Here is a 21,119-nt window from a genome sequence, read left to right on the forward strand (position 1 = left end):
TGCGCGAAGGCGTTAAACAGTAAACGCGTCTTGCAACAGTTTGGCCTGTTGCTCAGCGTGCATCGATGCATAACCACAAGCAGGTGCAGCAGAAGCGTCACGGCCCGCGTACTCAAGTACGAGCGACTTGTCGTGACCGCCAATGATGCGGCGCATGTGATGTTGGCTGCAGTACCAGGCACCCTGGTTCATCGGCTCTTCCTGACACCAAACAATGTGTTTGAGGTTTTTGTACGGAGCCAGGACTTCAATCAAGTCGTCCTCAGGGAATGGGTACAGCTGCTCAAGACGCACGATGGCGATGTCTTCACGACCTTCGGCACGGCGTTTTTCCAGCAGGTCGTAGTAGACCTTGCCGCTACACAGCACGATGCGATCGACCTTGGTCGGATCTTGTGCATCGATCTCTGGAATAACGGTCTGGAACGAACCCTCGGCCAGGTCTTCCAGGGTCGAAACGGCCAGTTTGTGACGCAACAACGACTTGGGTGTCAGCACAATCAGCGGCTTGCGCAGCGGACGGATAACCTGACGGCGCAGCAAATGGTAGATCTGCGCTGGCGTGGTCGGCACGCACACCTGAATGTTGTGCTCGGCACACAGTTGCAGGTAACGCTCAAGACGTGCCGAGGAGTGCTCAGGGCCCTGACCTTCATAACCGTGTGGCAGCAGCATGGTCAGACCGCACAGGCGACCCCACTTGTGCTCGCCGCTGGTGATGAACTGGTCAATCACAACTTGTGCACCGTTGGCAAAGTCGCCGAACTGGGCTTCCCAGATCACCAGCGCGTTTGGCGTGGTGGTCGAGTAACCGTATTCGAATGCCAGTACGGCTTCTTCCGACAGCAACGAGTCGTACAGGTCAAAACGTGGCTGACCTTCGTACAGGTGCTGAAGCGGAATGTAGGTGCCCGCATCTTTCTGATTGTGCAACACGGCGTGACGGTGCGAGAACGTACCGCGGCCGATGTCTTGACCGGTCATGCGGATCGGATGACCTTCGAACGCCAGGGTCGCGTATGCCATGGTTTCGGCATAACCCCAGTTGATCGGCAGGCCGCCGGCTTGCATTTTTTGACGGTCTTCGTAGATCTTCGCAACCTGGCGCTGTACCACGAAGCCTTCTGGAATTTCCAGCAGCTTGGCGGACAGTTCTTGCAGGGTTTTGAGATCAAAACGCGTGTCGTGACGCGCCGTCCAGGCGTGGCCCAGATATGGACGCCAGTCAACGAACAGCTCTTTGTTCGGCTCTTTGACCAGACTTTTCACAACATGCAGACCATTGTCCAGCGCGTTGCGGTATTCGTCGATCTTGGCCTGAACGCGCTCTGCGTCAACCACTTGCTCTTGTGTCAGACGCTCGGCATACAGCTCACGAGTGGTGCGCTGCTTGGCGATTTGCTGATACATCAGCGGCTGCGTACCGTTTGGCTCGTCGGCCTCGTTGTGACCGCGACGGCGGTAGCAGAACAGGTCGATTACGACGTCGCGCTTGAACTGCATGCGGTAGTCGATAGCCAACTGGGTCACGAACAATACGGCTTCCGGATCATCACCATTCACATGGAGGATCGGCGCCTGAATCATTTTCGCGACGTCAGTGCAGTACTCGGTAGAGCGGGAATCTTCCGGGTTGCTGATGGTGAAGCCAACCTGGTTGTTGATCACCAGATGCACCGTACCGCCCGTCTTGAAGCCGCGGGTCTGCGACATCTGGAAGGTTTCCATGACCACGCCCTGACCTGCGAAAGCAGCATCACCGTGGATGGAAATTGGCAGTACTTTCTCACCAGTCTTGTCGTTACGACGATCCTGACGTGCACGTACAGACCCTTCAACCACAGGAGAAACGATCTCCAAATGGGAAGGGTTAAACGCCATTGCCAGGTGAACTTCGCCACCGGAGGTCATGACGTTGGAGGAGAAGCCCTGGTGGTATTTAACGTCACCGGAACCCAGCTCGATCTTCTTCTTGCCTTCGAACTCGTCGAACAATTCGCGCGGGTTTTTACCGAAGGTGTTCACCAATACGTTCAGACGACCACGGTGGGCCATGCCGATGACGACTTCTTTGGTGCCGTAGTTGCCCGAACGCTGGATCAGTTCGTCCAGCAAGGGAATCAGGCTCTCGCCGCCTTCCAGGCCGAAACGCTTGGTGCCGGGGTATTTGGTACCCAGGTATTTTTCCAGACCTTCAGCAGCCGTGACGCGCTCAAGCAGATGGCTTTTGACATCTGCCGAATACGTTGGGCGGCCGCGCACGCTTTCGAGGCGCTGTTCAAACCAGTGGCGCTGCTCGGAATCGACGATGTGCGTGAACTCTGCGCCAATGGTGCGGCAATATGTCTGCTGCAACGCTTCGAGAATTTCGCGTAGGCTCGCTTCCTCTTTGCCGATGTACAGGTCGCCGGCACGGAAGGTCGTATCAAGATCGGCATTGGTCAAGCCGTAATGATTGATCGACAGGTCTGCAGGTGCAGGACGCTGCCACAGCCCCAGCGGATCAAGCTGGGCTGCCTGGTGGCCGCGCATCCGATAGGCCTGGATCAATCGCAGCACTTCAACCTGCTTCTTCTCGTGCTCACTGCTCACGCTCCCGGCGGAAACCGGTTGGGCGCGGCGCTGGTTCTTTGCCAGCAGCACGAAATGGTCGCGGATTGTGGAGTGCGAAACATCGTTGGCAGAGTTGCCGTCAGTCGGCAACGTCTGAAATTTGGTGCGCCATTCTTCTGGCACAGCGTTAGGGTCGTGCAGGTAGAGCTCATAGAGCTCTTCCACATAGGCAGCGTTACCACCTGAAAGATAGCCGCTGTTCCACATGCGCTGCATCACGCTTTCTTGCATGCTTGGTCACCCTCGGTTAGGGGACACCATCGACGAGAACACCAGAGCACGCTTGAGAAAGTCCGAATACAGCGACTAAAACAAGCCACTTAGGATCACGCTGATAGTCCGGGTACCAGCCCGGATGCCCCTGCTGGTCTCATTTCTTCAAAATAAGAGCCGCAACTTTGTGAGCTGCTGCTCAGGTTATAACTACGGCGCCGGTTGAAGCCTGCGCCGTAGCATCTACGGTTACAGCGATCTACGTTACAGCTTGTGTATCAAACGCCGCTTTGCAGCAGCATGCTACGCACGTGACCGATGGCCTTAGTCGGGTTCAAGCCCTTCGGACACACGTTGACGCAGTTCATGATCCCGCGGCAGCGGAATACGCTGAACGGGTCATCCAGTGAAGCCAGACGCTCGCTGGTCTTGGTGTCACGGCTGTCAGCCAGGAATCGATAGGCTTGCAGCAGTGCAGCAGGGCCCAGGAACTTGTCCGGGTTCCACCAGAAGGACGGGCAGGAGGTCGAGCAGCAAGCGCACAGGATGCACTCGTACAGACCGTCGAGCTTTTCACGCTCTTCTGGCGATTGCAGACGTTCGATGGCCGGGGCCGGCGTATCGTTCTGCAGGAACGGCTTCACCTTCTCGTATTGCTTGTAGAAGATGCTCATATCGACGACCAGGTCACGGATAACCGGCAAACCTGGCAGAGGACGAACGATCAGCTTGTTGCCTTTAACGACAGCGGACAGTGGCGTTACGCACGCCAGGCCGTTTTTGCCGTTGATGTTCATGCCGTCGGAGCCGCAAACGCCCTCACGGCAAGAGCGACGATAGGAGAAACCTTCGTCCTGCTCTTTGATCAGGGCCAGTACGTCCAGCACCATCAGGTCTTTACCGTTGGTATTGACCTGGAACTCCTGCATGAACGGCGCAGCGTCTTGATCCGGGTTGTAGCGATAAACACTGACTTTCAACATATCGGCCACCCTTAGTAAGTCCGAACCATAGGTTCGAAGGTCGGAACGGTTTTCGGCGAGAAGTTCACCGCACGTTTGGCTACGCGCTTGTCACCCGGGAAGTACAGGGTGTGGCACAGCCAGTTAACGTCGTCACGATCTTCGAAGTCTTCGCGGGCGTGAGCACCGCGCGATTCTTTACGAACTTCAGCAGCGATTGCAGTCGCTTCAGCCACTTCGAGCAGGTTTTGCAGCTCAAGGGCTTCGATACGGGCCGTGTTGAACGCCTGGCTCTTATCGTTGATTTTCACGTTGGCAATGCGCTTGCGCAGATCAGCCAGCTGGGCAATACCCTTCTGCATGTATTCGCCAGTGCGGAATACACCGAAGTAGTTCTGCATGCAGCTTTGCAGTTCTTTACGCAGGGTTGCCACGTCTTCGCCGTCAGTACGCGAGTTCAGGCCGTCCAGACGTGCCAGCGCAGCGTCGATATCGGACTGGCGTGGGCGCGCATAATCGACGCCTTCTTTCAGGGTCTGCTCAAGGAACAGGCCGGCAGCACGACCGAACACCACCAGGTCGAGCAACGAGTTACCGCCCAAACGGTTGGCACCGTGAACCGATACGCACGCCACTTCACCCACTGCGAACAGGCCAGGGATGATCTGGTCGTTGCCGTCGGCATCCTGAGTGATTGCCTGACCATGAATGTTGGTGGCAACGCCGCCCATCATGTAGTGGCAAGTTGGAACTACTGGAACCGGAGCCAGTACCGGGTCAACGTGAGCGAATGTCTTGGACAGTTCGCAGATGCCTGGCAGACGGCTGTGCAGAACTTCTTCACCGAGGTGATCGAGTTTCAACATGACGTGGTCGCCATCTGGACCGCAGCCGTTGCCCGCGATGATTTCTTTAACCATCGAGCGAGCCACTACGTCACGACCAGCAAGGTCTTTAGCGTTCGGCGCATAGCGCTCCATGAAACGCTCGCCGTGCTTGTTGATCAGGTATCCACCTTCACCACGGCAACCTTCGGTAACCAGTACACCGGCGCCGGCAATACCGGTTGGGTGGAACTGCCACATTTCGATGTCTTGTACCGGCACGCCAGCACGCAGCGCCATACCAATACCGTCACCGGTGTTGATCAAGGCGTTGGTGGTCGAGGAGTAGATACGGCCTGCACCGCCAGTCGCCAATACAGTGGCATTGGCACGAACGTACGAGGTTTCGCCGGTTTCGATGCAGATAACGATCATGCCGACAAAATCGCCAGCTTCGTTCTTCACCAGATCGACGCCGTAGTATTCGTTCAGGAATACGGTGCCGGCCTTCAGGTTGGCTTGATACAGGGTGTGCAACAGCGCGTGACCGGTACGGTCAGCCGCAGCGCAAGTCCGCGCAGCCTGGCCGCCTTTACCGAAGTCCTTGGACTGACCACCGAAAGGACGCTGGTAGATGCGGCCTTGCTCGGTACGGGAGAATGGCAGACCCATGTGCTCCAGTTCGAATACGGCTTCAGGGCCTACGGAACACATGTATTCGATAGCGTCCTGGTCACCGATATAGTCGGAACCCTTGACGGTGTCGTACATGTGCCAGCGCCAGTCATCGTTTGGATCTGCAGAGGCGATTGCGCAGGTAATGCCACCCTGAGCCGAAACGGTGTGGGAGCGGGTCGGGAAGACCTTGGTGATTACAGCAGTCTTGTGACCGCCTTGTGCCAGCTGCAAAGCAGCACGCATGCCAGCACCGCCGCCACCAATAATAATGGCGTCAAACGAAAGTGTATTAACTGTGTTAGCCATGAATCAGATACCCCAAAGAATCTGCACACCCCAGACGAAGTAAGCGAACATTGCAACGCCGCAAACTGCCTGGAAGAGGAAACGTACTGCGGTCGCGGACTTGCCCAGCGCCATTGGCGTCAGGTAGTCGGTCGCGATGGTCCACATGCCGACCCAGGCGTGAGCGCCGAGTGCAACAAGGGCCAGCAGGCTGAAGATACGCATCCAGTTGCTTGCAAACAGCTCATGCCATTGGGCGTAGCCAATGCCAGGGTTCGCAACGAGGTATCCGATCAGGAAAATGAAGTAAGCCGCTAGAACGACCGCAGACACACGCTGTGCCATCCAGTCATAGAGGCCCGAACGCGATAGGTTCGTAACGCTGGTTACCATATCCAAACTCCTGCCAGAACGATCATCACCACGGAAATGACGATGACAATTTTCGAGCCCAGCTTGCCGCCTTCCAGCGTCTCACCGATACCCATGTCCATGATCAAATGGCGAATACCTGCCACCAGGTGATACAGCAAGGCAGATAGCAGCCCCCACGCAACGAATTTGGCCAGCGGACTGGTCAAGCACGCCTTCACCTCGGCAAAACCTTCTTCCGAGCCCAGGGATTTGCTCAATGCATAAAGCATGATGCCCAGGCCAAGAAACAGAATGATGCCCGATACACGGTGCAGGAATGACGTAACGCCGGTGATGGGGAGTTTGATGGTCCTTAGGTCTAGGTTTACAGGTCGTTGGCTATTCACGGCTTTTTTCACACTGAAGAGCCCCTAACAATCAGGGCAAGTTTGTTGGGATGCGCACTGGTCAGGTACCCACCACCCGGGGAGTGACGACCCCCATTTAAACAGGCCCTAAAGCCTCTGGCGGTCGGCTGCCGAGTATAGACAGTTGGCTTACTAATGACAACGCAATCACCTGCCTCTAATAGCGCATTGCGCTCAGGCTATAAAAGGCGTAAACGGCAGGGATAATCGCTAAAAAACACACCTCAAAGCCTTGTACAGCAAGACTTTAGGCAAATTGACATTCAAATTTATCTCACTATAGTGGTGCGGGCCCTGCGTGGGGGGTCTGTCTGATGATTTCAAGCATAAATAGGAGGCCACATGGCTGACAAAAAAGCGCAGTTGATCATCGAGGGCGCAGCCCCCGTCGAGCTGCCCATTTTAACTGGCACCGTGGGTCCCGATGTAATCGATGTGCGAGGCCTGACGGCCACGGGCCGGTTCACATTTGACCCTGGCTTCATGTCGACCGCGTCTTGCGAGTCGAAGATCACCTATATTGATGGTGACAACGGTATCCTGCTGCACCGCGGCTACCCGATTGAACAGCTGGCCGAACACTCTGACTATCTTGAGACCGCTTATCTACTGCTGAACGGCGAACTGCCGACCGCAGAGCAGAAAGCTCAATTTGTCAGCACCGTAAAGAACCACACCATGGTTCACGAGCAGTTGAAGACCTTCTTCAACGGCTTCCGTCGTGATGCCCACCCTATGGCAGTCATGTGCGGTGTAGTCGGCGCCCTCTCGGCCTTCTACCACGACTCTCTGGACATCAATAACCCGCAGCATCGCGAGATTTCCGCGATCCGTCTGGTTGCCAAGATGCCGACCCTGGCAGCGATGGTTTACAAGTACTCCATGGGCCAACCCATGATGTACCCGCGTAACGACCTGACTTACGCCGAAAACTTCCTGCACATGATGTTCAACACGCCGTGCGAGATCAAACCGATCAGCCCGGTATTGGCCAAGGCGATGGATAAGATCTTTATCCTGCACGCCGACCACGAACAGAATGCGTCAACCTCTACCGTGCGTCTGGCAGGCTCTTCGGGTGCCAACCCGTTCGCCTGTATTGCGGCGGGCATCGCTGCACTGTGGGGCCCTGCCCACGGCGGCGCCAACGAAGCCGTGCTGACCATGCTCGACGAAATTGGCGATGTGTCCAACATCGACACGTTCATCGCCAAGGCCAAGGACAAAAACGATCCATTCAAGCTGATGGGCTTCGGTCACCGGGTTTACAAAAACCGCGACCCGCGCGCCACGGTCATGAAGAAGACGTGCGACGAAGTGCTCAAAGAGCTGGGCATTCAGAACGATCCGCAACTCGAACTGGCCATGCGCCTAGAAGAGATCGCCCTGACCGACCCTTACTTCATCGAACGCTCGCTGTACCCGAACGTCGACTTCTACTCGGGGATCATCCTCAAGGCGATCGGCATTCCAACCAGCATGTTCACCGTGATCTTCGCCCTGTCGCGTACAGTCGGCTGGATTTCGCACTGGAAAGAAATGCTCTCCAGCCCGTACAAGATTGGCCGTCCGCGCCAGCTGTACACCGGCTACGAGCAGCGTGATCTGACCCCGCTGGAAGACCGCAAGTAAGACCCTGGCGTCTTAACTGCAACAAAAACGGCCCCTGCCCTTTATATAGAGCAGGGGCCGTTTTTTTGCGCATACTTTGTAGCCGCTGACGCAAGAACGGGGCTGCATCCAGCGGCGCGGCCTTCGCAAACCATTCAACCGGCAAGCGTCAGATGCATCACACCTGCCGCACATACGACGATTGCCTCGTCGACCCCAGCCTCACCCCTCGCCAATAGCGACGAGACTTATCGGGCCACACAAAAAATCCCCCTGTCTCACGACAGGGGGATTGTTTTCAACAGGCTGTCTAGCGCGGATTAATGATCCACCGCCCCGCTCGCCCCCAACCCTGTCTGGGAACGCACAAATTGCGGGAAGAACAGTGCCCGTTCTTTCTCGGCCGACTTGGACTTGTCAGTAATCGAGAAGAACCAGATACCCACAAACGCAATGATCATTGAGAAAAGTGCCGGGTACTCGTAAGGGAAGATAGCTTTTTCATGATGAAGGATCTGCACCCAAATGGTCGGGCCAAGGATCATCAAGCCAACAGCACTGATCAGACCCAGCCAGCCGCCAATCATGGCCCCTCGCGTGGTCAGGTTTTTCCAGTACATCGATAGCAGCAGTACCGGAAAGTTGCAGCTGGCCGCAATCGAGAACGCCAAACCAACCATGAACGCGATGTTTTGGCTTTCGAACAGAATCCCCAGGCCAATCGCCAACACGCCCAGCGCGATGGTGGTGATCTTCGAGACGCGAATCTCGTCCTTGTCGTTGGCCTTGCCCTTCTTGATGACGCTGGCATACAAGTCGTGAGACACCGCCGAGGCGCCCGCCAATGTAAGGCCCGCAACGACTGCCAGAATGGTGGCAAACGCGACCGCCGAGATAAAGCCCAGGAAGAGACTGCCACCTACTGCGTCAGCCAAATGCACCGCCGCCATGTTATTACCGCCCAACAAGGCGCCAGCAGCGTCTTTGAAAGCCGGGTTGGTGCTGACCAGGATGATTGCACCAAAACCAATAATGAACGTCAGGATGTAGAAGTAACCAATAAAGCCGGTTGCATAGAACACGCTCTTACGGGCTTCTTTAGCGTCGCTCACCGTGAAGAAGCGCATCAGAATGTGCGGCAGACCCGCCGTACCAAACATCAGCGCCAGGCCGAGGGAGAAAGCAGAAATCGGGTCTTTGACCAAACCGCCCGGGCTCATGATCGCTTCACCTTTAGGGTGAATCTGCACCGCTTCAGCAAACAACGCGTTGAAGTCGAAGTTGACGTGCTTCATTACCATGACGGCCATGAAGGTTGCGCCCGACAACAACAGCACCGCCTTGATGATCTGTACCCACGTAGTGGCCAGCATGCCGCCAAACAGCACGTACAGGCACATCAGGATGCCGACCAGAATGACCGCAACGTGATAATCCAGACCAAAGAGCAATTGGATCAGCTTGCCTGCACCGACCATTTGCGCGATCAGGTAAAACGCCACCACCACCAACGAACCGCAGGCAGACAAGGAGCGGATCTGAGTCTGACCCAACCGGTACGAGGCCACGTCAGCAAACGTGTACTTGCCCAAGTTGCGCAAACGCTCTGCGATCAAGAACAAAATGATGGGCCAGCCCACCAGAAAGCCGATCGAGTAGATCAGGCCATCGTAGCCAGAGGTGTACACCAGCGCGGAAATACCCAGAAAAGACGCCGCAGACATATAGTCGCCCGCAATCGCCAGACCATTCTGAAAGCCTGTGATCTTACCGCCCGCTGCGTAGTAATCCGCTGCCGACTTATTGCGCTTGGAAGCCCAATAGGTAATACACAGGGTCGCCCCCACAAAGACGACGAACATAATGATCGCCGACACGTTGAGCGGTTGTTTTTGAACTTCACCGGTCAGGGCGTCGGCTGCCCAGACGCCGGAAGACAAGGCTGCAAGGCCCAATGTTGCCAATAGACGCCGGATCATTGCGCAGCCTCCTTGAGAATTGCGTTGTTCAGGTCGTCAAATTCGCCATTGGCCCGGTGCACATAGATACCGGTCAGTATAAAAGCCGAAATAATCAGCCCCACACCAATCGGAATCCCCCAGGTGATAGACGAATCAGGGCTCAGTTTCGCCCCCATGATGTGCGACCCGTAGGCAACTAACAGGATAAAAGCGGCGTATAAGCCAAGCATGATCGCCGATAGAATCCAGGCGAAACGCTCTCTTTTCTTAACCAGCTCCTTGAAACGCGGGCTGTTTTGAATCTTGAGGTAAATGCTGTCGTTCATTATTTTTGTCCTCGCAGCACAGATGAGATGGAACGTTTTCACTATTAGGGGGCTTCAATTTCTAAGCCAGACGACTTTAGTAGTAGAACCCTCAATCTGCTGTAGCCCCCGGTTTATCTAGCCCGCAAGGATAACGACATCAATTTGCCACCCCATAAATCGAAAAACCGCCGGGCAATATCGCCGGGCGGTTCTGGGGGCTGCGAGCTAGACACTTCAGCGGTTTTTAGTGGACCCACTCAGCCACGCGCTCAGGGTGCTTTGCCACCCACTCTCTGGCAGCAACATCAGGCTTGGCCCCTTCCTGAATCGCCAGCATGACCTCGCCAATTTCGTCCTTTGAGTTCCAGTGGAATTTTTTCAGGAAGGCCGCCACTTCAGGCGCTTTGGTGCCTAACGCTGTGCTGCCAATGCTATTAACTGTCTCCGCAGCGCCATACACGCCTTTGGGATCATGCAGAAAGCGCAGCTTCCATTTGGCAAACATCCAGTGCGGCACCCACCCCGTGACCACAATCGGCTCTTGCTTGGCATAAGCGCGCCCCAGCTGCGAAGTCATGGCCGCGCCAGAACTGGCCTGCAATTTATAGCCCAGACCGTAATCCTTGATGGCCTCATCCGTTTTGAGCATCACCCCTGACCCGGCATCAATTCCGACGATTTTTTGCTGGAAGCCACTGTCATCTTTCAGATCCGCGATGGAGGTGGCCTTCACGTACTCAGGCACAATCAGACCGATTTTTGCGTCTTTAAAGTTGGGGCCATAATCCACCACTTTGTCCTTGTTCTTGGCCCAATACTCGCCATGCGTGACAGGCAACCAGGCGGACAACATGGCGTCCAGCTTACCCGTGGCCACGCCCTGCCACATGATGCCCGTTGCGACCGGCATCAACTTCACCTCATACCCCAACGTTTGTTTGATCACTTCAGCGGCCACATGAGTCGTTGCCACGCTGTCAGACCAGCCGTCCACATACCCAATGGTCAACGTCGGTTTGGTTTGCGCGCTGGCCAACCCCGCACTCATCGCCAGCACTACAGCAGCCCCCACACTCAAGAGTCGTCGCATACTCATCACTGATTCCTCACTGTGTCGGGCCCGACGAGTGCCGGACCGCCCGAACCCACACCTTGATCATCAACGCCCCGGTACGAGCGACCTGCTCTGACGACGACATCAAGGCAACCGCAAGCGACATCACGCGTAGACGTAACAAAATTATTCACAAGCGCTGAGCACACTCAATTGCAGGTAAGATGCGCGGCTTTGCTCCTATACGGCCTGCCCATGTCCGCGACTGCCCGCTTTCCAGCCCTGCCCTACCTCTTCGCCTGTTTACTCAGCCTGTTTGCAGTTGCCGGCTTCTGGTACGGCCTGGGCCAACCCGTCCTGTTGCCCGACGCGGCCACCCCGACACACAAACTGCAATGTGCCTCCTATACCCCGTTCGACAAGGATCAATCGCCCTTCGACCAACCGTTCGTGCCGCGCATTGAGCGCATGGATGCAGACCTGGCGTTACTCGCCACGCGTTTTCAGTGCATTCGCACCTACTCCCAGGCCGGGCTCGAGGCATTACCCGAGCTGGCCCGCAAGCACGGACTCAAGTTGATGATCGGCGCCTGGGTAAGCCCGGACCCGATAGCGACCGCCGCAGAGGTCAAGGCGCTCATTGCATCGGCCAATGCCAACCCCGACGTCGTCAGTGCTGTGATCGTGGGTAACGAGGCCCTGCTGCGCAAAGAAATCACGGCCCCGCAACTGGTCGCACTGATCGAACAGGTAAAGCATCAAATCAAGCAACCGGTGACGTACGCAGACGTATGGGAGTTCTGGTTACAACACCCTGAAATCGCACCTGCGGTGGATTTTCTGACCATTCACCTGCTGCCTTACTGGGAAGATGACCCGGCAGGCGTCGACCAAGCCGTGAAACACGTCGAACAGATCCGTGAAGTCTTCGGCAGCAAATTCGCCCCTAAAGACATCCTGATTGGTGAGACCGGCTGGCCCAGCGAAGGCCGACAGCGCGAAACAGCCCTGCCAAGTCGCGTCAACGAAGCCAAGTTCATTCGCGGCTTTGTCACCCTGGCCGAACAAAACGGCTGGAAGTACAACCTGATCGAAGCCTTTGACCAACCCTGGAAACGTGGCAGCGAAGGAGCAGTAGGTGGCTACTGGGGGTTGTTTGACGCTGACCGCCAGGACAAAGGCATTCTGGCCGGGCCGGTCTCCAACTTGCCACACTGGCCCGTTTGGCTCGGCTTCGGTACAGCCCTGCTCCTCGCCACCCTGCTGATTGGCGGGCGCGTTCGCAGCACGCGTGCAGCGTTGTTGTTGCCCGCACTGGGGGCAGTGTCAGGGTGCACGATCATTGCCTGGGCTGAACTGGCCTCCGTCACCAGCCGCTTTGCCGGGGAATGGGTGTGGGCCGGGGCACTCTTGGTCTTGAACCTGATTGTGATGACCCATGCGGCGCTGGCCTTGGGGCAAAAAGAGGGGTGGCGCGAGCGCCTGTTCAACCACCTGGAACGCCGTGCGGGCTGGTGGTTGGCCGCTGCCGGATTTGCCGGGGCGGTCATGATGCTGGGGCTGGTGTTTGAACCGCGCTACCGCAGCTTCCCCAGTGCGGCCTTGTTGCTGCCCGCGCTGGTTTACCTGCTGCGCCCCGTGTGCGGACCACGGCGTGAGTTTGGCTTGCTGGCGTTTATCATTGGCGCTGGCATTCCGTTACAGCTGTATCGCGAAGGAGTGAGCAACGAACAGGCATGGGGGTGGGCGCTGGTCAGTCTGCTGCTGGTACTCGCTTTGTGGCGCAGCGTGCGCACTCGCTGAATGAGGCTCGACCAGGCCGTGCGGCTACTTACTCAGTAGCCGCTGCGCCAGACACATAAGGCACAGCGGTCTCGGCCTGCTCCCCCGACCACTGCAACTGGCCCCCTCAAATTGTGCGCGCTCTTACCAGCCGCAGCCCCGCAATCACCACTGCAAACACGGCCAGACTGGCGTTATACAACGCCAGTGCAGGCAACCCGAATGCCAACGCCACAAGCGCCAATGCATTGCCAACGCGCCCGCGTACAAAAAACGCAACCGCTGCGAATGCCACGGCAACCCAACCCATCGCCCTGAAGTGGATCAGCCACCCCAGATTGGCGCGCAACTGACACTCCCAACGCGTCGCTTCTGCCACACACGTGCCGACCCACTGCGCATCTTCCATCAGGCCATAACGCAGGCCATAGCCGGCCGCCAGCCATACAGGCAAAGCAATTAGAAGCAATATAAACGGCAAACGAGGACGCATAACAACTCCGATAAGCAAAAGCGGCGCCCAGCTTAAACGCACTTATGGGCTATGCAAGCCTTGCAATCAGATATCTGTTCACTAAAGTCATTCAACGTGTATCTTGCGATAGCTAATTGCCTGCCTGCGACAACTTGGGAATTTATTTAGGGGTGCACCACGGCACTTCGACGTCAGCCCTGTGGTCATAGCCTGCGAATCTTCTCCGCACCTTCTCTTGGGATAGTCTTCATGCTTCGTTCTCTGCCCCTCGCCGCCCTCTTGGGCGGCCTTTTACTGAGTGCGTCCGCGCAGGCGGTCGATGTCGACCCCGCCACGTATGGCTACCCGATTACCAATCCATTTGAAGCCACTATCGCGACGACTCCACCGCAGATGCGCCCCTATCTGCCGAGCGAAGATGACATCCGTCAATCGGACTACAGCCTGACGATGCGCCCTGAACGGGAGTTCACGCTGCCGGCCAACTTTTGGGCGGTTAAAAAACTCACCTACCGTATGGCCAAACAAGATCATCCCGCCCCGCTGATGTTCTTGATTGCAGGCACCGGTGCGCCCTACGACAGCAGCCTCAACGAATTCCTGAAAAAGCTGTTTTACCAGGCCGGTTATCACGTTGTGCAACTGTCATCGCCCACCAGCTATGACTTTATGAGCGCAGCCTCACGCTATGCCACCCCCGGCATCAGCCAATACGACGCCGAAGATTTGTATCGCGTGATGCAGGCCATTCGCGCGCAACAGGCCGACGTGCCCGTCACCGACTATTACCTCAGCGGGTATAGCCTTGGCGCGCTGAATGCCGCCTTTGTCAGCCACTTGGATGAAACCCGTAAAAGCTTCAACTTCAAAAAAGTGCTGATGCTCAACCCGCCAGTCAACCTGTACACCTCCATCAGCAACCTCGACAAACTGGTGCAAACAGAAGTTAAAGGCATCAACAACAGCACCACGTTCTACGAGCTGGTGTTGAACAAACTGACCGAGTACTTCAAGCAAAAAGGCTATGTCGACCTCAACGCAGCGCTGGTGTACGACATCCAGAACTCCAAAGAACGACTGACCAACGAACAAATGGCGATGCTGATCGGCACTATGTTCCGTTTCTCGTCGGCCGACATCGTGTTTACCTCGGACTTGATCAACCGCCGCGGCCTGATTACCCCGCCCAACTACCCGATCACCGAAGGCACCAGCCTGACGCCTTTCCTCAAGCGCTCGTTGCAGTGCGACTTTGACTGTTACCTGACCGAGCAAGTCATCCCGATGTGGCGCGCCCGCACCGATGGCGGCAGCCTGTTGCAACTGATCGATCAGGTCAGCCTGTACGCCCTCAAGGACTACCTGAAAAACAGCCCGAAGATCGCGGTCATGCACAATGCCGACGACATCATCCTCGGCCCTGGCGATTTGGGCTTTTTGCGTGAAACGTTCGGCAATCGCCTGACGGTGTACCCGTATGGTGGCCATTGCGGCAACCTCAACTACCGTGTCAACGCTGACGCTATGCTGGAGTTCTTCCGTGGCTAAACATCTATTACTGGCTGCCGCTTTACTGAGCGCCGGCGTCGCCCAAGCGGACAACAGCAAAGCACAGACCGAACGCACAGTAGATACCGATGGCTTCACTGAGCCATTGAAGCTGCTCAAATTCAACCCGGGACTGGATCAGCGTGAGTTCGAACGCGCCACCATGAACGCCTTGAGCGTTTACGACCCGCTGGAGTCGGTCAACCGCCGCATCTACCACTTCAACTACCGGTTCGATCAGTGGGTGTTCCTGCCGGTGGTCAACGGCTACCGCTACGTGACCCCCAGCTTCCTGCGCACCGGCGTCAGCAACTTTTTCAACAACCTGGGTGATGTACCCAACCTGTTCAATAGCCTGCTGCAACTCAAGGGCCATCGTTCACTGGAAACCACCGGGCGCCTGCTGCTGAACACCACACTGGGCGTAGCCGGTTTGTGGGACCCGGCCACAGCCATGGGGCTGCCACGCCAGAGCGAAGACTTCGGGCAAACCCTGGGCTTCTATGGCGTGCCCGGCGGCGCGTACTTGATGCTGCCGATTCTGGGGCCATCCAACCTGCGCGACACCACCGGCCTGGTGGTCGACTACGGCGCGAACCAGGAAATCAACTTCCTCAACGTGCCCCACGAAAGCACCCGCCACCCGGAAATCTGGGTGCTGGGCGCAGTCGACAAGCGCTACAACACCAGCTTCCGTTATGGCCAGTTCGACTCGCCGTTTGAATACGACAAGCTGCGCTACATCTATACAGAAGCGCGAAAACTGCAAATCGCCGAGTAAACCTCCCCCCTCCGGGCTGCGCTGCCTGCGCGCAGCCCGACGGCTAAATCCGCAGAAACGTGCACAGCTGTTTGCGTTTGGCCAAAGCATCCATGCGCCCCAGCGCGATCAACTCGCGGCAATATCCCGCTTCGAACAACAAATAACTTAACACCCCCGCGCCACTGGTTTTAGTCGCTCCCGGCCCACGCAAAAACAGGCGTAGCGCCGCAGGCAACTCATGCCGGTGACGCGCAGCAATTTCGTCAATGGGCTGGCTCGGCGCAATCACCAGTACCTCCACCGGCGACAAACCCAGGTTGTCGGTTTGCCGAGGCAGCACGCGACTGTAATGATTCAAGCGCTCCAGCAGTTCGATATCACTCTCAAGGCTGTCGATAAACGTGCTGTTGAGCAGGTGACCGCCAATCTGTGCCAACGTCGGTTGCTGCGCACTGAACTGACGTAGCGGGCTGTCTTGCGCATCTGGCCCGCGCGGGTTGCCACTGACCCCGACCACCAACACGCGGTTGGCGCCAAGATGCAGCGCAGGACTGATGGGGGCGGACTGACGGACCGCGCCATCACCGAAATACTCTTCGCCAATTTTGACCGGGGCAAACAACAAGGGGATGGCTGAACTGGCCAGTAAATGCTCAATCGTCAAGGGCGTCGGCATTCCGATCCTGCGGTGGCGTAACCAGCCGTCGATCGCGCCCTTACCCTCGTAGAACGTCACCGCCTGGCCCGATGAGTAGCCGAACGCGGTGACCGCAACCGCACGCAGTTGCTGCGCCTCAATCGCTTGATTGATGCCCGAAAAGTTGATTTTGTCGCTGAGCAACTCGCGCAACGGTGAACTGTTGAGCAGCGCCACCGGTACATGTGAGCCAAGCCCCAGCAGGCTATGACCCACAAAACGGCTGGCCTGGCGCATCACCCCCGGCCAGTCGCTGCGCAGCACGCGACGGCTTTCAAACGCCTGCCAGAACGCGGTCAAATGCTCCACCGCACGGGTAAAGTTCATTGCACCGCTGGCCAGGCTGACCGCATTGATAGCACCGGCGGAGGTGCCGACAATCACCGGAAATGGATTGGGCGCGCCCTCAGGCAGCAACTCGGCAATCGCGGCCAGCACGCCCACCTGGTAGGCCGCACGCGCACCACCCCCGGAAAGAATCAGACCTGTGACTGCCTGTGTGGCACTCAACGCAGCACTCCGAAGAGTCGATTACCCTCAGCGGCGTTTGTCGTACAACTTTGGCTCGCCCGGTGGACGTGTTTTGAACCGACGATGCGCCCACAAGTACTGCTCGGGGCACTCGCGGATAGCCCGCTCGACCCACTGATTGATGCGCAAGCAGTCCGCCTCATCGCTTTCTCCAGGGAAATCCTTCATCGGCGGATGAATCACCAACCTGTAACCACTGCCATCCGCCAGTCGTTGTTGAGTAAAGGGCACAACCAGCGCTTTGCCCAACTTGGCAAACTTGCTGGTCGCCGTGACAGTCGCTGCCTGAATACCGAACAGCGGCACGAAAATACTTTGCTTGGCGCCGTAGTCCTGGTCGGGTGCGTACCAGATCGCCCGCCCGGAGCGCAGCAATTTGAGCATGCCGCGCACGTCGTCGCGCTCCACGGCCAATGAATCCAGATTGTGCCGCTCACGGCCGCGACGCTGAATAAAGTCGAACAGCGGGTTGCCATGCTCGCGGTACATCCCGTCGATGGTGTGCTTCTGGCCGAGCAAGGCGGCGCCGATTTCCAGCGTGGTGAAGTGGAACGCCATCAAGATCACGCCCCGGCCTTCCAGTTGCGCCTGCTTGAGGTGCTCCAGCCCTTCTACATGGGCGAGCTTGGCCAAACGCGGTTTGGACCACCACCAGCTCATGGCCATTTCAAAAAAGGCGATGCCGGTGGAGGCGAAGTTTTCTTTCAACAGTTGTTTGCGCTCGGCCGCGCACTTGTCGGGAAAACACAGTTCGAGGTTACGCGCGGCAATACGTCGACGGTCACCGGCCACACGGTACATGAGCGCACCCAGCGCGCGACCGATACACAGTTGCAACCGGTAGGGCAGTTGAACCACCAGCCAGAGCACGCCCAGGCCGAGCCAAAGCAGCCAAAAACGCGGGTGAAAAAAAGTGGCACGAAAACGCGGGCGATCCATTAATGATTCCGGACAGACACAAGGGCCGGGCATTCTACATCGTTAGACCCCGCTTGCGGCTGGCGGGCGTTCTCGTTATAAGTCTCAGCACTTTAAGTGACAAGCCGCATTAAGCCGACCATGAGCCAAACCGAATCGCTAGACCAAGCCCCCGTGTTCCAGCTTAAGGGCAGTATGCTCGCCATCACGGTGCTGGAACTGGCCAAAAACAACCTTGAAGCCCTTGATCGCCAATTGGCCGCCAAGGTGGCTCAAGCACCCAATTTTTTCAGCAACACACCGCTCGTGCTGGCTCTGGACAAAATGCCCGCAGGCGAAGGCGCCATTGATTTGCCCGGCCTGATGCGCGTGTGCCGCCAACATGGCCTGCGCACACTGGCGATCCGTGCCAGCCGCATTGAAGACATTGCCGCTGCCATCGCTATCGACTTGCCAGTGCTGCCGCCCTCCGGTGCACGTGAACGGCCGATTGAACCGGTTGAAGCCCAGGTCAAGAAAAAGCCCGAAAAACCGCCCGAGCCCGTGATCAAGCCGACCAAAATCATTACCACCCCGGTACGCGGTGGCCAGACGGTGTACGCCGAAGGCGGCGACCTTGTTGTGATGGCGGCTGTCAGCCCCGGTGCGGAACTTATGGCCGATGGCAACATCCATGTGTACGGGCCTATGCGCGGTCGCGCACTGGCCGGACATAAAGGCAACACCAAGGCGCGGATTTTCTGTCAGCAGCTGAGCGCCGAGCTGGTGTCGATTGCCGGCAAGTACAACGTATCCGAAGACCTGCGCCGCGACCCGCTGTGGGGCGCAGGGGTTCAAATCAGTCTGTCAAGTGACATGTTGAACATCACCCGTCTTTAACGGATACTCTCGCCATTTTCCAACCGTCTCAAAAGCGCAGAGAAAACAGTTTAAATCTTGTAGGAAGTACGTAATCAGGCGGTATTGACTGCACGTCAGTGTTAGCCCGAACGACAACCCGCCAGGCCTGTTCACCTGCCGTCGTTAATAGAGATGTTATTCAGGGGCTAAAAAGTCCTTTTTCCTTAGGGGTGAAACACCTTGGCCAAGATTCTCGTGGTTACATCCGGCAAGGGTGGTGTGGGTAAGACCACCACCAGCGCCGCTATCGGTACCGGCCTCGCACTGCGCGGTCACAAAACAGTCATCGTCGACTTCGACGTTGGCCTGCGTAACCTGGACTTGATCATGGGCTGCGAGCGCCGCGTGGTGTATGACTTCGTTAACGTGGTCAATGGCGAAGCCAACCTGCAACAGGCACTGATCAAAGACAAGCGCCTGGAAAACCTGTACGTGCTGGCCGCCAGCCAGACCCGTGACAAAGACGCGCTGACCAAAGAAGGCGTCGAAAAAGTTCTGATGGAACTTAAAGAAACCTTCGACTTCGTGGTCTGCGACTCCCCGGCCGGCATCGAAACCGGTGCTCACCTGGCCATGTACTTCGCCGATGAAGCGATTGTCGTGACCAACCCGGAAGTGTCCTCGGTACGTGACTCCGACCGGATGCTGGGCCTGCTGGCGAGCAAGTCGCGTCGCGCCGAGCGGGGTGAAGACCCGATCAAAGAACACCTGCTGCTGACCCGCTACAACCCTGAGCGCGTGAGCAAAGGCGAGATGCTGGGTGTTGAAGACGTCAAAGAGATTCTGGCCGTGGCCCTGCTGGGCGTGATTCCGGAATCTCAGGCCGTGCTCAAGGCTTCCAACCAGGGCGTGCCCGTGATCCTTGATGATCAAAGCGACGCCGGTCAGGCCTACAGCGATGCGGTTGATCGCTTGCTGGGCAAAACCGTTGAGCATCGTTTCCTCGATGCACAGAAGAAGGGATTCTTCGAGCGCCTGTTTGGAGGCAACTAAGCAATGAATATTTTTGACTTCTTTCGTACAAGGAAATCACCCACCACGGCGTCGGTGGCGAAAGAGCGTCTACAGATCATCGTGGCGCATGAACGCGGCCAGCGCAGTACGCCGGATTACCTGCCAGCTCTGCAAAAAGAACTGGTCGAAGTGATCCGCAAGTACGTCAACATCGAGTCTGATCAAGTTCAAATTGCCCTTGAAAACGAAGGCAGCTGCTCGATCCTGGAACTCAATATCACCCTGCCAGATCGTTAATCAATCCGGCTGACACCACGGCGACCTGGGCGCCTTCTCTTGCAAGAAGGCTCCCACGTCGCCGTTGGCGTTTCTCATGAGGCTGTTTTAATGCCGTTGTCGAACATCCATATCATCCACGAGGACGCTGGTGTTCTTGTGGTCAACAAACCGACGTTGCTGCTGTCCGTGCCCGGCCGTGCAGATGACAACAAGGATTGCCTGATCACCCGCCTGCAAGAAAACGGCTACCCCGAAGCGCGGATCGTGCATCGGCTGGACTGGGAAACCTCCGGGATCATTTTGCTGGCGCGTGATGCCGACACCCACCGCGAACTGTCTCGCCAATTTCATGACCGCGAAACCGAAAAAGCCTACACCGCCTTGGCATGGGGCCAGCCAGAGCTGGACAGCGGCAGCATTGATTTGCCACTGCGCTACGACCCGCCGACCAAGCCCCGGCATGTGGTGGATCACGAGTTCGGCAAAAATGCACTGACGTTCTGGAAAGTGCTGGAGCGCTGCGGGGATTATTGCCGGGTTGAACTGACGCCCATTACCGGGCGCTCGCACCAACTGCGCGTCCACATGCTGTCTATCGGCCATCCGCTGTTGGGTGACGGTCTGTATGCCCATGAGCAAGCGCTCGCGGCTTACCCGCGCCTGTGCCTGCACGCCAGCATGCTGAGTTTCACCCACCCGCAAACCGGTGAACGCTTGCGCTTCGAGTGCCCCGCTCCGTTTTAAACAGGGCCCTGCCTGTAAACGCGTGGACGGATAAGACCTGTAGGCACTGACGAGTCATACGAGGCTGTAATCGGCGCCAAAGCCGTCGTAAAACCGTTAAATCCGGTGTGTCAGCTGTACCGCAGTGATTTGGATTTACGGCCGCTTCGCGCCCGATCGCAGCCTGCGTACCTGGGCAGCGACTAGAGGTCTCACGTTCATTTGAGGTCAATTCTTGCGACCAATGCGCTAAACTCG

The 21,119-nt window shown here is 57.1% G+C and carries 19 protein-coding genes; 8 read left to right on the forward strand and 11 right to left on the reverse strand.

What is annotated here, in order from left to right; all coding sequences use genetic code 11:
• Positions 1–12: 12 nt before the first annotated feature.
• The 5 genes from GYN01_RS02420 to sdhC form a co-directional block, all read right to left on the reverse strand.
• Complete coding sequence (locus tag GYN01_RS02420; RefSeq protein ID WP_048398905.1) at positions 13–2,844, reverse strand: 2-oxoglutarate dehydrogenase E1 component; 2,832 nt, start codon at positions 2,842–2,844, stop codon at positions 13–15.
• Between the two features lie 260 nt (positions 2,845–3,104).
• Positions 3,105–3,809 carry a succinate dehydrogenase iron-sulfur subunit gene (locus tag GYN01_RS02425; protein WP_048365272.1) on the reverse strand — a complete coding sequence of 235 codons (705 nt, stop codon included), beginning with the start codon at positions 3,807–3,809 and terminating at the stop codon, positions 3,105–3,107.
• 11 nt (positions 3,810–3,820) lie between these two features.
• Positions 3,821–5,596, reverse strand: a complete 1,776-nt coding sequence (sdhA, locus tag GYN01_RS02430; RefSeq protein ID WP_016780168.1) for a succinate dehydrogenase flavoprotein subunit — start codon at positions 5,594–5,596, stop codon at positions 3,821–3,823.
• A 3-nt stretch (positions 5,597–5,599) separates the two neighbouring features.
• Positions 5,600–5,968 carry a succinate dehydrogenase, hydrophobic membrane anchor protein gene (gene sdhD, locus GYN01_RS02435; protein ID WP_003446906.1) on the reverse strand — a complete coding sequence of 123 codons (369 nt, stop codon included), beginning with the start codon at positions 5,966–5,968 and terminating at the stop codon, positions 5,600–5,602.
• A complete protein-coding gene (gene sdhC, locus GYN01_RS02440; protein WP_070411961.1) occupies positions 5,962–6,348 on the reverse strand; it encodes a succinate dehydrogenase, cytochrome b556 subunit in 387 nt (128 codons plus the stop codon). The genes sdhD and sdhC overlap by 7 nt, the downstream gene beginning before the upstream one ends.
• 351 nt (positions 6,349–6,699) lie before the next feature.
• Here sdhC and gltA point away from each other — a divergent pair, with 351 nt between their 5' ends.
• Positions 6,700–7,989, forward strand: coding sequence for a citrate synthase (gene gltA, locus GYN01_RS02445; RefSeq protein ID WP_048365271.1), 1,290 nt, complete (start codon positions 6,700–6,702; stop codon positions 7,987–7,989).
• A gap of 299 nt (positions 7,990–8,288) precedes the next feature.
• On the opposite strand, the gene GYN01_RS02450 is transcribed toward gltA, so the two are convergent.
• The 3 genes from GYN01_RS02450 to GYN01_RS02460 all read right to left on the reverse strand — a co-directional run bounded on the left by GYN01_RS02450 (position 8,289) and on the right by GYN01_RS02460 (position 11,333).
• On the reverse strand, positions 8,289–9,947 hold the full coding sequence (locus tag GYN01_RS02450) for a cation acetate symporter (RefSeq protein ID WP_048365270.1): 1,659 nt from the start codon (positions 9,945–9,947) through the stop codon (positions 8,289–8,291).
• Positions 9,944–10,255: a DUF485 domain-containing protein gene (locus GYN01_RS02455; RefSeq protein ID WP_048365269.1), complete on the reverse strand. Its 312-nt coding sequence runs from the start codon at positions 10,253–10,255 to the stop codon at positions 9,944–9,946. The genes GYN01_RS02450 and GYN01_RS02455 overlap by 4 nt, the downstream gene beginning before the upstream one ends.
• Before the next feature lie 226 nt (positions 10,256–10,481).
• Entirely contained in the window at positions 10,482–11,333 is an 852-nt protein-coding gene (locus GYN01_RS02460) for a glycine betaine ABC transporter substrate-binding protein (RefSeq protein ID WP_203306543.1), read from the reverse strand.
• 213 nt (positions 11,334–11,546) lie between these two features.
• Between GYN01_RS02460 and GYN01_RS02465 the strand changes: the two genes are divergently transcribed.
• Positions 11,547–13,094: a glycoside hydrolase family 17 protein gene (locus GYN01_RS02465; protein ID WP_048365267.1), complete on the forward strand. Its 1,548-nt coding sequence runs from the start codon at positions 11,547–11,549 to the stop codon at positions 13,092–13,094.
• A gap of 106 nt (positions 13,095–13,200) precedes the next feature.
• Here the strand turns inward: GYN01_RS02465 and GYN01_RS02470 are convergent, their stop codons facing one another.
• Entirely contained in the window at positions 13,201–13,566 is a 366-nt protein-coding gene (locus tag GYN01_RS02470) for a hypothetical protein (RefSeq protein ID WP_203306544.1), read from the reverse strand.
• A 231-nt stretch (positions 13,567–13,797) separates the two neighbouring features.
• Between GYN01_RS02470 and GYN01_RS02475 the strand changes: the two genes are divergently transcribed.
• Together GYN01_RS02475 and GYN01_RS02480 are read left to right on the forward strand one after the other, a co-directional pair.
• Positions 13,798–15,096, forward strand: a complete 1,299-nt coding sequence (locus GYN01_RS02475) for a serine/threonine protein kinase (protein ID WP_048365265.1) — start codon at positions 13,798–13,800, stop codon at positions 15,094–15,096.
• Positions 15,089–15,877 carry an MlaA family lipoprotein gene (locus tag GYN01_RS02480; protein WP_048365264.1) on the forward strand — a complete coding sequence of 263 codons (789 nt, stop codon included), beginning with the start codon at positions 15,089–15,091 and terminating at the stop codon, positions 15,875–15,877. The genes GYN01_RS02475 and GYN01_RS02480 overlap by 8 nt, the downstream gene beginning before the upstream one ends.
• Before the next feature lie 43 nt (positions 15,878–15,920).
• Here GYN01_RS02480 and GYN01_RS02485 read toward each other — a convergent pair whose 3' ends face one another.
• Together GYN01_RS02485 and GYN01_RS02490 are read right to left on the reverse strand one after the other, a co-directional pair.
• Complete coding sequence (locus GYN01_RS02485) at positions 15,921–17,066, reverse strand: patatin-like phospholipase family protein (RefSeq protein WP_048398891.1); 1,146 nt, start codon at positions 17,064–17,066, stop codon at positions 15,921–15,923.
• A 27-nt stretch (positions 17,067–17,093) separates the two neighbouring features.
• The gene (locus GYN01_RS02490) at positions 17,094–18,026 is read right to left on the reverse strand and encodes a lipid A biosynthesis lauroyl acyltransferase (protein WP_048398889.1); all 933 of its coding nucleotides are present in this window, start codon (positions 18,024–18,026) and stop codon (positions 17,094–17,096) included.
• A 120-nt stretch (positions 18,027–18,146) separates the two neighbouring features.
• Here GYN01_RS02490 and minC point away from each other — a divergent pair, with 120 nt between their 5' ends.
• From minC to GYN01_RS02510, 4 genes are all read left to right on the forward strand, one after another.
• A complete protein-coding gene (gene minC / locus GYN01_RS02495) occupies positions 18,147–18,884 on the forward strand; it encodes a septum site-determining protein MinC (RefSeq protein WP_048365261.1) in 738 nt (245 codons plus the stop codon).
• Between the two features lie 201 nt (positions 18,885–19,085).
• On the forward strand, positions 19,086–19,898 hold the full coding sequence (minD, locus tag GYN01_RS02500) for a septum site-determining protein MinD (protein WP_203306545.1): 813 nt from the start codon (positions 19,086–19,088) through the stop codon (positions 19,896–19,898).
• Positions 19,899–19,901: 3 nt separating this feature from the next.
• Positions 19,902–20,156 (forward strand): cell division topological specificity factor MinE, encoded by a 255-nt coding sequence (gene minE, locus GYN01_RS02505; protein ID WP_048365259.1) that lies wholly within the window; start codon positions 19,902–19,904, stop codon positions 20,154–20,156.
• A gap of 39 nt (positions 20,157–20,195) precedes the next feature.
• Entirely contained in the window at positions 20,196–20,882 is a 687-nt protein-coding gene (locus GYN01_RS02510) for an RluA family pseudouridine synthase (protein WP_125828512.1), read from the forward strand.
• Positions 20,883–21,119: the final 237 nt, after the last annotated feature.

Source organism: Pseudomonas weihenstephanensis, assembly GCF_016812185.1.
GTDB classification, from domain to species: Bacteria; Pseudomonadota; Gammaproteobacteria; order Pseudomonadales; family Pseudomonadaceae; genus Aquipseudomonas; species Aquipseudomonas weihenstephanensis.

Bases quoted from the DNA above. Each gene is read 5' to 3' on its own strand.
- gltA (WP_048365271.1), top strand. From the start codon at position 6,700: ATGGCTGACAAAAAAGCGCAGTTGATCATCGAGGGCGCAGCCCCCGTC.
- GYN01_RS02470 (WP_203306544.1), bottom strand. From the start codon at position 13,566: ATGCGTCCTCGTTTGCCGTTTATATTGCTTCTAATTGCTTTGCCTGTA.
- GYN01_RS02475 (WP_048365265.1), top strand. From the start codon at position 13,798: ATGCTTCGTTCTCTGCCCCTCGCCGCCCTCTTGGGCGGCCTTTTACTG.
- GYN01_RS02460 (WP_203306543.1), bottom strand. From the start codon at position 11,333: ATGAGTATGCGACGACTCTTGAGTGTGGGGGCTGCTGTAGTGCTGGCG.
- GYN01_RS02420 (WP_048398905.1), bottom strand. From the start codon at position 2,844: ATGCAAGAAAGCGTGATGCAGCGCATGTGGAACAGCGGCTATCTTTCA.
- GYN01_RS02455 (WP_048365269.1), bottom strand. From the start codon at position 10,255: ATGAACGACAGCATTTACCTCAAGATTCAAAACAGCCCGCGTTTCAAG.
- GYN01_RS02465 (WP_048365267.1), top strand. From the start codon at position 11,547: ATGTCCGCGACTGCCCGCTTTCCAGCCCTGCCCTACCTCTTCGCCTGT.
- GYN01_RS02490 (WP_048398889.1), bottom strand. From the start codon at position 18,026: ATGGATCGCCCGCGTTTTCGTGCCACTTTTTTTCACCCGCGTTTTTGG.
- sdhD (WP_003446906.1), bottom strand. From the start codon at position 5,968: ATGGTAACCAGCGTTACGAACCTATCGCGTTCGGGCCTCTATGACTGG.
- GYN01_RS02450 (WP_048365270.1), bottom strand. From the start codon at position 9,947: ATGATCCGGCGTCTATTGGCAACATTGGGCCTTGCAGCCTTGTCTTCC.
- GYN01_RS02425 (WP_048365272.1), bottom strand. From the start codon at position 3,809: ATGTTGAAAGTCAGTGTTTATCGCTACAACCCGGATCAAGACGCTGCG.
- sdhA (WP_016780168.1), bottom strand. From the start codon at position 5,596: ATGGCTAACACAGTTAATACACTTTCGTTTGACGCCATTATTATTGGT.
- minE (WP_048365259.1), top strand. From the start codon at position 19,902: ATGAATATTTTTGACTTCTTTCGTACAAGGAAATCACCCACCACGGCG.
- minC (WP_048365261.1), top strand. From the start codon at position 18,147: ATGAGCCAAACCGAATCGCTAGACCAAGCCCCCGTGTTCCAGCTTAAG.